The sequence below is a fragment of the Bythopirellula polymerisocia genome (genome assembly GCF_007860015.1).
In the GTDB taxonomy this organism is placed as follows: Bacteria; Planctomycetota; Planctomycetia; order Pirellulales; family Lacipirellulaceae; genus Bythopirellula; species Bythopirellula polymerisocia.
Window position 1 is genome coordinate 737,105 of the sequence record NZ_SJPS01000004.1, and the last position, 12,804, is coordinate 749,908.

Annotated in this window: 9 protein-coding genes and 1 pseudogene; all 10 read left to right on the top strand. The window is 48.8% G+C overall.

What is annotated here, in order from left to right:
• The first annotated feature begins 42 nt into the window (after positions 1-42).
• The 10 genes and pseudogenes from Pla144_RS15750 to Pla144_RS15790 all read left to right on the top strand — a co-directional run bounded on the left by Pla144_RS15750 (position 43) and on the right by Pla144_RS15790 (position 12,694).
• Entirely contained in the window at positions 43-2,469 is a 2,427-nt protein-coding gene (locus Pla144_RS15750; RefSeq protein WP_146451626.1) for a hypothetical protein, read from the top strand.
• A gap of 59 nt (positions 2,470-2,528) precedes the next feature.
• Positions 2,529-3,536, top strand: coding sequence for a DUF1559 family PulG-like putative transporter (locus tag Pla144_RS15755; RefSeq protein WP_146451708.1), 1,008 nt, complete (start codon positions 2,529-2,531; stop codon positions 3,534-3,536).
• A 24-nt stretch (positions 3,537-3,560) separates the two neighbouring features.
• Entirely contained in the window at positions 3,561-4,481 is a 921-nt protein-coding gene (locus Pla144_RS15760; protein ID WP_231936403.1) for a PEP-CTERM sorting domain-containing protein, read from the top strand.
• 168 nt (positions 4,482-4,649) lie between these two features.
• Positions 4,650-5,027 carry a glycerophosphodiester phosphodiesterase family protein gene (locus Pla144_RS15765; protein WP_146451628.1) on the top strand — a complete coding sequence of 126 codons (378 nt, stop codon included), beginning with the start codon at positions 4,650-4,652 and terminating at the stop codon, positions 5,025-5,027.
• Positions 5,028-5,033: 6 nt separating this feature from the next.
• The gene (locus Pla144_RS15770; protein WP_146451629.1) at positions 5,034-5,582 is read left to right on the top strand and encodes a hypothetical protein; all 549 of its coding nucleotides are present in this window, start codon (positions 5,034-5,036) and stop codon (positions 5,580-5,582) included.
• 360 nt (positions 5,583-5,942) lie between these two features.
• Complete coding sequence (locus Pla144_RS15775) at positions 5,943-6,182, top strand: AraC family transcriptional regulator (protein ID WP_146451630.1); 240 nt, start codon at positions 5,943-5,945, stop codon at positions 6,180-6,182.
• Positions 6,183-6,197: 15 nt separating this feature from the next.
• Positions 6,198-6,347, top strand: a pseudogene (locus Pla144_RS25585) (hypothetical protein); the annotation flags it as partial.
• Positions 6,348-6,609: 262 nt separating this feature from the next.
• Positions 6,610-7,371 carry a PEP-CTERM sorting domain-containing protein gene (locus Pla144_RS15780; protein ID WP_146451631.1) on the top strand — a complete coding sequence of 254 codons (762 nt, stop codon included), beginning with the start codon at positions 6,610-6,612 and terminating at the stop codon, positions 7,369-7,371.
• A 156-nt stretch (positions 7,372-7,527) separates the two neighbouring features.
• Complete coding sequence (locus Pla144_RS15785; RefSeq protein ID WP_146451632.1) at positions 7,528-8,622, top strand: glycerophosphodiester phosphodiesterase; 1,095 nt, start codon at positions 7,528-7,530, stop codon at positions 8,620-8,622.
• Between the two features lie 10 nt (positions 8,623-8,632).
• The gene (locus Pla144_RS15790; RefSeq protein ID WP_146451633.1) at positions 8,633-12,694 is read left to right on the top strand and encodes a PEP-CTERM sorting domain-containing protein; all 4,062 of its coding nucleotides are present in this window, start codon (positions 8,633-8,635) and stop codon (positions 12,692-12,694) included.
• The last annotated feature ends 110 nt before the right edge of the window (positions 12,695-12,804 follow it).

Consider the following 12,804-nt stretch of genomic DNA (forward strand, 5'->3'; position numbering starts at 1 on the left):
TGGCATCAAAAAGGTCCACTTGAATAACAAACGAGGAATACTATGAAGCGATTACTTTTCAGCATTGCATGCAGAGTTTCCACAGCATCTTTGGCAATAGCTTGCTTTACCTCGATTCAGGTACTTCAAGTTTATGCAGTTGAAAATGCAAACATTAATGTAAGTGGCGCCGGAGCCGTTACTATTCCGGCAGGCCAATCAACGAGTGACTTTAATATCTCAGGCAATGGCGGAACTGGTGATATTCCTATTCGAATTGGTGCTAGTTCCACTGATGACGCATCGGGCGGGATCCTCATCGGATCGATCTCTGAGAATGGGAGATCTGCAAACACAACGACTGCGGGTTCGGAAACTCTTTATGCTTCTAGTTCCACCTCGCTTGATGGATCAGGTGGATTGAATCTGATTACAAGAAGAGCGGGTGAGGACACACCCGACACAGTATTCCCGGGCGGGGCACGATTCGACGCTAATCTCGGGGCCGGCTATTTCCCTTTCTCTGAAGGCTGGTTGGGTGGAACCGTTTCGTCCACCGCAGGATCCACCTTCAACTCCTTTAATCTCAACGGGCTCACTTCGGCGAACATTTCGCAAAACCTCTACGGGAACGGTGACAATGTTGTGACCTTCCCGGGGGTCACCGACTCACGTCGCCAGGGCATACTATTGGCCAACCACGCGAGCGATACCAATCAGTATACGCTGGCAACTCCTACTCCAAGTGGTGATGGATTCACTATTACCACAAAGCCGAACAACACTAATGGCAGTGCAGGAACTAGCAACCAATCCATGTCTTTCGTTTTTATCCCACGAAATACACCAGGCGTCACATTGGGTCGGGTCAATGGCGGTAATTCGGCGCTTCCCCCTTCGACTGCCTTCCAAAGTGGCAGCGCGGTGACAATTGTTCGCGAACTCGAGGGCCAGTACCGAATGAGTATTGCTGGTCAAACACCTTCCTCGGGAACTCTGCTTGTGACTACCCATGGTGGACCTACTGGAGAAGGAACTCGCGCGAGCGACAATATGATTACTTATCAAGCATCTGGAAATGACTGGGTAATTCTTTCACAGGATTTGGCTGGCTTAAATGGTTCGGGGCAAGATACGAACGAAAACGAATACTACTTCGATTTCGCATTCTTGCCATTTTCAGGTGGTGCTACGGGACCGGGTGCGATTCCTTCGGTCAGTTCACTCACTAATTTCAGTAAATCCCGAGTTTTTGCTTGGAATGCGAATGTAGCTGAACTTTCTGCGGGCAATAACCCTGGTGAAACTTTGACAACAGTTCCCCAAAAAACCTCAGACGTAGAAGTCACTCCTTTAGGTTTTAACCGAGGGGATAACTTCTATGCCGTTGACGGCGCGTTCCTTGCCGCCACCGACGGCGTCATGCTTGCGTCGGTTCGTGAAGGTCTCCGCGACAACAGCTTAACTGGTGGATTCACTGAATATGGCCTCGCTAGCACAACGCTTTTGCGGGATAGTTGGCAAGTTGGAACAGCCACCTCAAGTGCTTCGCCCGGTGGAAGTACAGAATTTAACATCAATCACGCAGTTGCTTTTTTTGGAGCTGATTCAGGTTTTCAAATGGGAAGCAATCAGTTGGTAAACATGACAACTAGTGAGTTGAGTTTCACACTATCCGGACTTGATCCGGAATCGAATGGTGTATTGATGGTGAATCCCAACACCAACGAAGACAATTTCTTGACTGTGACTCCCCAAGGCGGGTCGGGCACGGGTTGGGACGTTGTTCTGCTAGACAATAGTGGTGAACCCGAGCAAACGCCCGCTTCAACAACTAACGATGGATTCAACTATGTTTACTTGCCCTATGATGCCCAGAATTTAGTGGCCGGAGTTACTCAGGCAAACGGATCATTGATTAGTTCAACCAACACAGCTGGTTTTACGCTCTCTAAAGTCGGCACGGGCGAGTACAAGCTTACGATCCCGGGGAAAAACCCAAATACTGGTATGTTACTGCTTAACTCAACGGCAGAGGGTAATGGCGATAACAGTGTCGTTTATGAGAACGACCCCGATGGATTTAGTTTCCGCATTCTCGGCATCGATCACAAAACTGTCGACGAGATTGAAAATCAGTTCTTGCTGACAGAACCTGAGGACACCGGGTTTTCATTTGCTTACATTGACTTCGAATCGCCACCTGTTTTGCAGATGATAAACGATGCAGATTTTGATCAAGATGGCGACGTCGATGGCAAGGACTTCTTAACTTGGCAACGAGGATTTGGTACAGGATCGACGCTTGCTGAAGGAGATGCCAACGGCAATGGGAGTGTCGGTCCCGAGGACCTTGCCATTTGGAAGACTCAATATGGAAATACGCCACTCGCAGGTGCGGCAACCGCTGTTCCGGAACCCTCCTCAGCAGCAGTCGTTCTGCTGTTGAGCACGATGATTGTAAGTTTTCGCAAACCGAAGGTGAATTAGAGAAACCGGTTGAGGAAGACTTCCCGTTTTGCTAAGGATGCAAAGTTAAGGAATTCTCTATGAACAAACTGAAATCTAATTTGGAAGTTCGAACGTTTGACCAACGGAGTTTTGGTTTTACGTTGGTCGAACTCTTGGTAGTGATTGCGATTATCGGTGTTCTGGTCGCGCTGTTGTTGCCGGCTATTCAGGCGGCTCGCGAGTCTGCCAGGCGCAGTCAATGTACAAGTCAAATGAAACAGATTGGCTTGGCCTGCCTGATGTATGAGGGCCAAAAAAAAGAATTACCTCCTGCATACACCTCTGGAGGAGTTAATGTCACCAATGACCAGGCGGCATTTTACAGTCACAACCTGATTACTTTTTTGCTGCCTTTTATCGAGCAGCAGAATATAGCAGATCTCTATAATTTTAAGCAGAATTGGAACGAACAACGCAAGAAGAATCCCAATGGGATGACTAACTTCGAGGTCTCTCGCAGCTACCCATTGTCGTTGATGCAGTGCCCGTCTGTTGGTAGCCGAGAAGAAGATGTCGTCTCGGATTATTCGGTAAGCGCATACATATCGGCAGCTCAAACAACGGGTTTTGCCCTTCAAGAACTTGAACAACGCTTGAATCGATTAGCTCCGGAAGACCAGTGGGCGAGCATTCTAAACAACTACGATCCCACAAGGACCTATTATAAGCCGGTCAGATTAGCACAAATAAGTGATGGAACCTCCAATTCCTTCATGCTTTTTGAGATCGGTGGACGCCCCACGGTCTACAATCGATCGCATATTGTAAATGGACAAACAAACTCATACGGAAGGTTCTGGGCGAATAGCGAAAACTGGTTTGCACTGCATGGAAACTACACGGATGAATCGGGAAATGACAAGAATAATTGTGACGGCCAGATGATCAATTGCACGAATCTGGAGGAAATTTATTCTTTTCATCCCGGCGGGGCTAATTTTACTTATGGTGATGGATCGGTCCACTTTATTTCCGAGGACTTGGATATTGTTACTTTCGCAGCTCTGCACAGTCGTGCCGGTGGCGAGGTGGTGGAGTTGCCATAGTAAGAGTGCCGTTTTTATTTGTTTGTGTCGGAATGTGCGTTAGAATGGAACTTTGTACTGACTTCTTTGAACTTTACTTGGGAGGTAACGCTGATGAAAAATTTTATGATTGTACTATTATTGGTCTTTAGTTTTATGCTAATGGCCAACCACTCACAGGCAGCTCTTTTGATTAACGAAATTGAAGTAAATACAGAGAATGACGGCCCAAATTCTAGTGATAGTGGAAAAGAGTTCTTTGAGATCCTTAGCGACTTGGGTTCAGAGAGCCTCTCGGGTTTGACTTTTCTCGTGATTGAAGGAGACGGTGGTGGGTCCGGCACCATCGACAAAGCGTTGAGTCTTGACGGTTTCTCAACGGGCACTAATGGACTCTTCCTTTGGAGGGATGATTCAGCAGTCTTGTTGCCTGCTCCAGATGCGGCGACTGTAATCAATGTAGCCGATTTCGATCCCGATCTTGAAAATGGTTCAAATACATTCGCCCTTGTCAGAGGCTTTACCGGCCTAGAAGGCGATGACTTGGACACCGACGATGATGGAACAATCGATGTTGCGTTGCCCTGGTCATCTGTCCTTGACGCAGTATCAGCTAAGGACTCAGGGAGTTCCGACAACGGCTATGCAGCTGCGATGCTTGCTGGAGGGATTGATTTCCCAAATATTTCCTTCGCAGCAGACTCCTTGATCCGTCTTACTACGGGGCAATGGATTGCTGCTGACATCGACGAGGCAAATAGTGATTACCCTGGGCCCTACCCCCTTGATGACACTCAGGCCATCTTTTCCGATGGCACAGCACTTGTCCCCTCGACGGCTCTAACCTTCAATACCCTCAGCCCTGGCAGCGCCAATCCAGCTTTGGTTCCTGAGCCTGCGAGCTTGGTATTAATGTGTTTAAGTGGGTTGTTGGCGGTCGCAGGTTTAAGGCGTCGACAATCATAGTCAAGGCCGTCGAGGCCAGATTAGACTTTTTTAGGATGCACTCTCAAGAGTCGCGTTATGTATCAATCCACCCCTCCCTGGGCATTTCAGGGAGGGGTGTTGTATATTGAGTTTTCTTCTCCCAATCTCAAGCTACTTAGTTACCATTTCACTGGGAATTGATTTAGTATGCCTGTTTCTCCTAGCCGTGCTTTTCGCATGAGAATTTTCGTTGTTGTCGGTCTTTTTTGGGTCTGCCAACTCTTCTGCCTTGGGACTTCGGTTTACGCCCAACTTCTAGTAGCACATCGAGGAGCATCTGCTGATGCTCCAGAAAATACGCTCAGTTCATTTCAACTCGCTTGGGAAGAAGGAGCCGACGCCATCGAAGGAGACTTTTATCTTACGTCCGACAACCAGATCGTCTGCATCCACGATGACACCACAGAACGTGTCAGCGGCGTGGATTTGGATGTTGCTAGCGCCACACTTGAAGAACTGCGTAAACTGGACGTGGGCAGTTGGAAAGAACGCAAGTATATCAATGAGCGAATTCCCACTCTTTAGGAGGTTATGGATACAATTCCGCCGGAGAAGAAGTTTTTTATCGAGATCAAGTGTGGCCCAGAAATTGTTCCCCATTTAAAATGCGTCTTACTCGACTCCAGTGTTCCTCTGGAAAACTTGAAGATTATTTCATTTGATGAAGAGGTAATTCGGGTAGCGAAGCAAGACCTGCCAGAAATCGAAGCCTTTTGGATCGTCCGTTTCAAAGAAGTTAAGAATCAAAACAGACTGACTCCAGAAGTAGACGAAATAATTGCGATCGCGTCACGCATAGGCGCAGATGGGCTGGACTTACAGGCCCGAACCGAAGTCCTCGATGCGGGGTTTGTAATGCGATGTCGATACGCGGGCTTTGGTCTTCATACGTGGGTTGTTGATGATCCTGCCTTGGCAAAGCAACTGGGAGGACTAGGATTCGAGTCGATTACGACCAATCGCCCCGGATTCTTGCGAAAGTCGCTTTCGGCACAGGAGGGAACCGTTCCAGTGACGTCGGAATCGCTTCCTCTCCGAAACAATCCTTCCATTTCGCTTGAGAATGCTTCGACAAGGTAAGTCATCATGTCTTTTACTAACCGGAGCATCCTTGGCTGCTCTCTCGATAGGTGTGAGAGTGTGGAAACTGAGAAAAACTGGTATTCAGCCCTTTTTTTCACCCAATACGCCCAGAATAATTGACACGGAGATCCCCTTTCTATTAAGCTGAGGAGTAGTAGAAAACAGATTTGTAGTTTATTGTGGCTTAACCGCCGGCCTAGAGATATCGAGAAAGGCCCCACCCGGTTTCGGGAGGGGTCTTTTTTTGTGGGTTGCTTTTTGTAGGTCGGAGGGAGATTTGAAGAGTTTTAGGCTGTTTTCGCGGCGCGAATAGAAACGGCCCCTTATCATGGAATTGACTAGGGTGCGAATAGTGAAATGACTAAGGATGCCCCAGATTTCGATTGGTTTCTGGAGAAGCTCCTGGCGACTCAGACTGGCATTCAAGCCAAGGACAAACTCGTCAGAGAAGTCGCAGTTGTGATTTGGAGCAATATACATCGTTCGATTGACGTTAATGCGATCGTGCGAGAGATACCAGCGACTCGTCGAACCCTGGAGCGACGTTTTCGGGATCAGTTAGGACTCACGATTTGCGAGGTTGTTGCTATTGCCTGATTTGAGTTAGCAAAATGGCTCTTAACAGAAACTTCATTGCCAATCCATATAGTAGCAAGACAAGCTGGGTATGCTTCTAGCGATTGGATGGGCAAAGTGATTCGCCAAAATTTGGGGATGACCCCTAGCAACTATCGACTCAAGAGCAGAGAACGACAAAACTAAGATGCATTGAGGTCCATTGAATGGACTGTAACCCTTTAATTGGACTGGAAATTTCGGAAAGGAGAGACTTTAGAGGTCCGATCACTACTTTGTCAGGCATTGCGAAATCGACAAGTTTTTTGGGTTTGTCGCATCAGTCTGATGAAGCATTTGTAGTAGCTGACAAAAATTAACTATATGGGGCCGACTTTTCCTGAGTGTGCGCTCGTGTGCACACGTCTGTATCGGCTCTAAGACCCTGTACCCATTTGGGAGGAGACTAATGATGAGCACTCGAATAACTACAACTCTCGCCGCGCTGGGCCTTGTGGCCCTTCTGGTCGGACCGACTCAGGCAACTGTGCTGGAGTTTGGCGGTCATGGCAGCAACGAAGATATGGCCTTTGACTACGGCAGCAATATATCTGCTGGCATCGCAGGTGAATTTGACATTTCGAATGGGGCTACCCCTAATGTGGCTCTTACGTGGGGACCTCAAATTCCTAACGTGCTTGAGTTTCACAATGCCTCGACTTGGGTAGCTCCTTTAGTAGCGCCCGGTGTATTGCAATTGGATGTGGACACTTCCAGTCAAAACGGGCAATTCCCTGCGGATCCTACGGTCGACTTTTCAGTGCCCGCGGGCGTCCGAGTGAGAATTAATTCTCTGATCATCGGCAACGCCAATGACCAGCACATAGATGACGGTCATGAGCCTGCCAACGATTGGACCATCAATCTGATCCGACTCAGTGACAGCGCAACTGTATTCACGCACACTACCACCGCCTGTGGCGTGGCAACGCAGGGTAGTGGGTGCGGTGAAGTTGTGAACATTGATTACACTGGTGATCCAGGTGTGAGCTATCGGTTGCTCTTCGATGACGGTGGCGACAATACGACTCCTAGCCACACCGGTGGAATTGGTGATCATCCTCGTGGTGCAATTGATAACCTGAGTTTCAACCAGATTCCGGAGCCCACAACAATGGCTCTCTTGGCTTTGCTTGGCTTGGGGGCTGTCGGCACACGGCGCCGAAGCTAAAGGAGTTGATTTACAGATAGCTCGAATCGATCCGGCCTGCCTCATCGAGAATGATGAGGCAGCCGGGTGGATCGGTCTAGCGGCTTATTACAATGTTTTGTTGACAGACAGAGAATTGGACCAAGAGGAATCGAGCTTCGAATCCTCTGGCTGAGAATGATTATCGGCTATCGTAGATTTATTTTGGCGGCGATCGTCTTCATCGCAAGTACTCCACTGGCAGTGGGCAGGGTACTTGTGGAAGCACATCGCGGTTATTCGGCTGTGGCACCCGAAAACACCATTGCCTCTGTTGTTGCGGCGCAGGGAATAGCGGACTTAACTGAATTCGATGTTCGTCCGACTTCGGATGGGGTACTAGTTGTCATGCACGACGGCACAGTCAATCGCACAACCAACGGCACGGGGAGTGTCTCCTCACTGACGCTGGCACAAACAAAAACACTTGATGCGGGATCATGGTTTTCTCCCGCGTATGTAGGCGAACAAGTTCCGACCATGAACGAATTAATGACTTCCGCAATCTCAGTGGGCTTAAAGCCTCTTGTCGAACGTAAGGCAGGCGATGCTCAAGCCTATCACAATGAGTTCGTGACAATGGGACTGGCGACTACAGATTTTAGTGTGATCTCGTTCGATTGGAATTTTCTCAGCGACATGGATGCCTTGGATACAAATTACAACTTGGGAGCCTTGGGCAGCGGTACCCTAACACAAACAACAATCAGCCAGATTCAAGCCCAGGGGGTCGACTTTTTGGACTGGAATCATAGTACGATCGATCAGTCAGTCGTCGACCTGGTGCATGCCAATGGCATGGAACTGCATGCCTGGACCGTCGACAGCCAAGCACGAATGCAACAACTTATTGATTTTGGAATCGACGGAATTACAACGAACCAACCAGCTTCCCTACACCAGTTGGTGATCAATACGCCTGAGTGGGCGGATTTGAATGGAGATGGAATGCTTACTAATGAGGATTGGTTCCAATACAACTCGGGCCGGGGTGTCGATCTGAAGGGAATGTCCCTCGCCGAAGCGCATGCCTGGGGAGATATGGACGACGACTTTGACAATGATATTGCAGATTTCGTGAGGTTCAAGAATCTGTATATCCAAGGCCGGGGATTGAACGCATTAGAGAACCTCTTATCCATACCTGAACCCGCTTCGATTCACTCCGTTCTATGCGGACTCCTGGCGGTTTTTTCTTATTTAACTTGCGCAAAGCGGCACTTTGGCATTTAGAGAGGCTACGATGATAACCCGAATAAATTCCCTATTGTTTGTTTCTGTTGTTGGTGCATTCTTGGTCCAGTCGGCCCATGCGACAAGAATTACGTTTGATAATGCGGCTGGCGGTAACAATGAGGACATTCCGCTCAATTACGGCAGCAACATAGCTGGCAATAGCACTGGTTTCGTAACGACTGACGGATCGGGAGCCACACCAAAGATTGGACTCACTTGGCTGGGAAATGTCCCTGATGAGTGGGAGTATCACACCGCAACCACTTGGACTCACGAATCTCCAGTCCATGTGGCCCAAATTGATCAAAATCGTTTCGAAGGGAAAGATGGCGTTTCAGAGATTCTCTTTAAACCCATCGATGGTCGATCCGTTGTAATTAATTCGTTCCTGTTGAGCGGAGCGAACAATCAAGGTGGGACTGCCGAATGGACTTGGGAAGTTGTCGGCACCGCTTTTAGTAACACAGTGAATGTGCCAAATGACGGTAATACAGGAACCATTAACGTAGGTTTCACAGGTACCCCAGGCTCGGCCTACACACTGCGATTTACCCGAACTCCAAGTGAAATCGATTCGGGGTTTGGAACTGCCTTGGATGATCTTAGCTTCAGTGAGACTTTGCAGGCCGGAGCACCGGTTTTCAAGTTGACCGTAGATCGCTCTACTGGTGGAATTACGCTTACCAACATTGGCTCCTCAGCTGTGAATATCAAAGGCTATTCGATTACCTCCGAAGCCGGTTCGATGAACCAAACCGGCTGGAAATCGATCTCCGGTAACTACGACGTGAACGGTAATAAATCGGTGGATATCAACGACGACTGGACGAAACTTCCTCAAGCGGGAACCAATTCGGATTTGAGTGAATATGAATTCGGAGGGAATGGTGGCACAATTGCTGCCTCTGCCTCGGTGGTTCTCAACCAAGCATCCCCTAATCCCAAAGGGATTGCCTGGCTCAAATCACCCTTTGAAGACTTGAAGCTGGATTTAGTACTCGCTAATGGCAATATCAATCAATACAGTGTCGAGTACGTCAATGGTCCAACGAGCGGCTACGCCATCGGGGACTTGAATTTTGACGGGAGCGTCACAGCCTTGGATTGGCCTATTTTTAATGCTGGACGCGGAGTCGATCTGTTGAACAAATCCTTAGCGGCTGCCTACCAGCAAGGCGATTTAGATGGTGACAAGGACAATGACATCGTCGATTTCGTACTGTTCAAGAGTCTCTTTATTGCATCACAAGGGGCAGCCGCTTGGGCCGCCCTCGAAGCCATTCCAGAACCAACTTCGGGTTTGCTGGTAATTACCGCGCTGGTCTCTTGCCTAGGTGTAAGACCAGGAAGACGAGAGAAATCCCCTAGTAGTCATTTTCAACATCAACGGAGATATTTCGTGAAATCTCAATGTATAGCACTTATCGGTGCGCTGGCTCTGCTATTCACATTAGCCGGACCGTCAAGGGCTACAATTCTCAACTTCAACATGAATGCTGCTGGAGCTATTCCCGCAAGCAATAGCGACATCAATACTACTTACGGCAGCAACATCACCGCAGGAAATATCATCGGTGCCACGGCTGGTGCTGAAGGTTTTACTCCAAATATTGCCCTCACTTGGGCTCCCACAGGAGGTGTAACGCCAGGTGGTCCAGATATTGACATCTTAGAATTCCACAGTGCGGCTTCGTTCTCTGGTGCCGGGTTTAATGTTCCTGTGTTGCAGTTTGATCTGGATTTAAGCCAGCACTCTGAACTGCCGGCCGACCCGACAATTGATTTTACGGTGAGTGGAGGAAAAGCCCTCAAGCTAAATTCCTTCAAGATTGGCAATGCGACAGACCAAGGAGAGCCTGCCTATTCATGGACAATTAATTTGATCCGACTCTCAGATATGAGCACGGTCGCCACCCAAACAACAGGACTCCTGAGCGCAGGAAGTATGGAAACGGTAACTTTCAACTACACAGGCAACAATAACGAGAGTTATCGACTCCACTTCGACGATGGAGGTGCAAATACCGTGCGGAGTGCCATCGATGACCTGAACTTCGCCGAAGTCACCGGTGGTGTAACTCCCCAGCTAAAACTCATCGTTAATACCACGACTGGAAACGTATCTCTAGAAAACACATCGGGACAGAATTTTGACATTGATTCGTATGAAATAACTAGTTCTACGAATTCCCTGAATCCGAGTGGTTGGAGCAGTCTTCAAGATAAAGATTTTGAAGGGAATGGAGCACCAGGAACAGGAAACGGCTGGGAAGAAGCTGGTGGCATTGGAGCGCATCAGTTGATCGAATCCTATGGTTTCGGCAGCAGTGTGTTTGCGAACGGAATGACGCCCATTTCCCTAGGAAACGCCTTTGATACCAGCAAACCTGCTAATGTTTCTTTCGGATATCATGTGACGGGAACGGGAGGCTTCTTGACGGGCGCGGCGGTCGAGTTCATTTCACCTGTCGTCGACGCAGATTTTGATAACGATGGAGATGTTGACGGGAAAGACTTCCTTATCTGGCAACGTGGTTTTGGCTTAACTGGCTCGGCTACGAATTCGCAGGGGGATGCTGATGGCGACATGGATGTCGATGGCCAGGACCTCGCCGCATGGAAGGGCACTTATGGAAACAGTAGTCTAGCTGCCGCTTCGGCAGCCGTTCCAGAACCCAATACTGCCGGATTGTTGGTGTTCGGCTTAATCGCTGCATCGCTTAGCTTCAGGAGAAAACGAACGTCTAGTGAGGAACCCACGATGATGGGTAATTCATTTATGTTATTGCCCTTGGCGTGCTTAGCTATGACGATCTGCTCCACGGAGTTGGCATTAGCAGCCAAGACCACGGATCGCCTGTACAAATTCGGCGATGGAGCTACAAGCAATACGCTGGACTCAGTCTCTCAATCCTCTTCTGACCAACAAAATCTTTCAGTTGGATTTGGAGGTACTTCACCTACCTACGTGAACGTAAGTTCCACCGGATTGAATCGACCTGGAGCTGCCACGGGTGACCTCGGTGCTCAATTCAATGGCATCAACAATGTCCTTTCAGGAACGCCGCTTAACCGACCTGATGAGACCGGTGGCCCCGATTTTGTAGGTATCGGTCCCCTCCTCTTCCCATTTCCTTATAATTACGACAACATTACTGCTCGTGGATTGCAGATGTGGGTTCGCCCAGACGCCTCAGCGCTCGGTACCCATCGTCAAGGCATTGTTTTTGACACCCAGGCTGCGGGTGGCGTATCAATCACCGCTGATGGTAAATGGACTCAGTCCAACGATAGTAGAGTTACAGACGGACTCATCGGCGCTACCGTTCCAGTCGTCGGCAATCAATGGTATCACGTAATGCATCACGTATATCGGTCGGTTGATCCAGGCGCTCCTCAAACATTGCCCGGCGGGTCGGTCCTTGATGCGGGTTTTACAAGCGTGGTCTATGTCAATGGAATGGCAGTTTCTGCCAACAACGGTAATCCTACCCCAGGCGAATTAGACAATGGGATGAGAGTAGGCGTTCTGGCCGTAGGTGCCGAAGAAATCTCCGGTGATGGCTTTACTCCCGTATTCGATAACTATTTCAAAGGAGTCGTCGACAATCTTGAAATGTATGTATATGGAGATAATTCGTCACTCGCAGGACCACCTGCCGGACAAAATTACGGCACATTCAACTTATTAGCCGACAACATATGGATTGCCGACCAAATTGCTTTAATTCCCAATGGCGGCATTCTTCGCGCTGGCGACATCAACCGCGACGGTTTTGTAAACCAGGGAGATGTTACACCCTTTGTGGCTGGCTGGATGAAGGAAAAACGGTTCCAGGGCGCTCTGAACGAAATAAACGTCGGTGACTGGCAGACCTGGGGGTGGGGTGACATCAATCTAGACGGCATCGTGAACCTGAAAGACGCCATCATCCTTGATCAACAACTACAATCTGGGGGGCTGGCCGGACTTGACTTCAATCTATTGGGAACGAGCGTTCCCGAACCAGGAGCTTTTGTATTAGCATTCATGGGGGTGACTGCTCTGATGCTGCGGCGTGCGAGATGAGAGCCCAAGATCACTTGGAAAAAGACTCCTTAAGGAATTTTCCTTTCATTTCGCGATTAATTTAGAGCATCATGGCAGTCTCTTTTATTATTGCTTTAATCCAATAAGGT

What these genes read in the sequence shown, in the direction of transcription:
- Pla144_RS15750 (WP_146451626.1), top strand. Translation starts at nt 43, where the DNA reads ATGAAGCGATTACTTTTCAGCATTGCATGCAGAGTTTCCACAGCATCT.
- Pla144_RS15755 (WP_146451708.1), top strand. Translation starts at nt 2,529, where the DNA reads ATGAACAAACTGAAATCTAATTTGGAAGTTCGAACGTTTGACCAACGG.
- Pla144_RS15765 (WP_146451628.1), top strand. Translation starts at nt 4,650, where the DNA reads ATGCCTGTTTCTCCTAGCCGTGCTTTTCGCATGAGAATTTTCGTTGTT.
- Pla144_RS15770 (WP_146451629.1), top strand. Translation starts at nt 5,034, where the DNA reads ATGGATACAATTCCGCCGGAGAAGAAGTTTTTTATCGAGATCAAGTGT.
- Pla144_RS15775 (WP_146451630.1), top strand. Translation starts at nt 5,943, where the DNA reads ATGACTAAGGATGCCCCAGATTTCGATTGGTTTCTGGAGAAGCTCCTG.
- Pla144_RS15780 (WP_146451631.1), top strand. Translation starts at nt 6,610, where the DNA reads ATGATGAGCACTCGAATAACTACAACTCTCGCCGCGCTGGGCCTTGTG.
- Pla144_RS15785 (WP_146451632.1), top strand. Translation starts at nt 7,528, where the DNA reads ATGATTATCGGCTATCGTAGATTTATTTTGGCGGCGATCGTCTTCATC.
- Pla144_RS15790 (WP_146451633.1), top strand. Translation starts at nt 8,633, where the DNA reads ATGATAACCCGAATAAATTCCCTATTGTTTGTTTCTGTTGTTGGTGCA.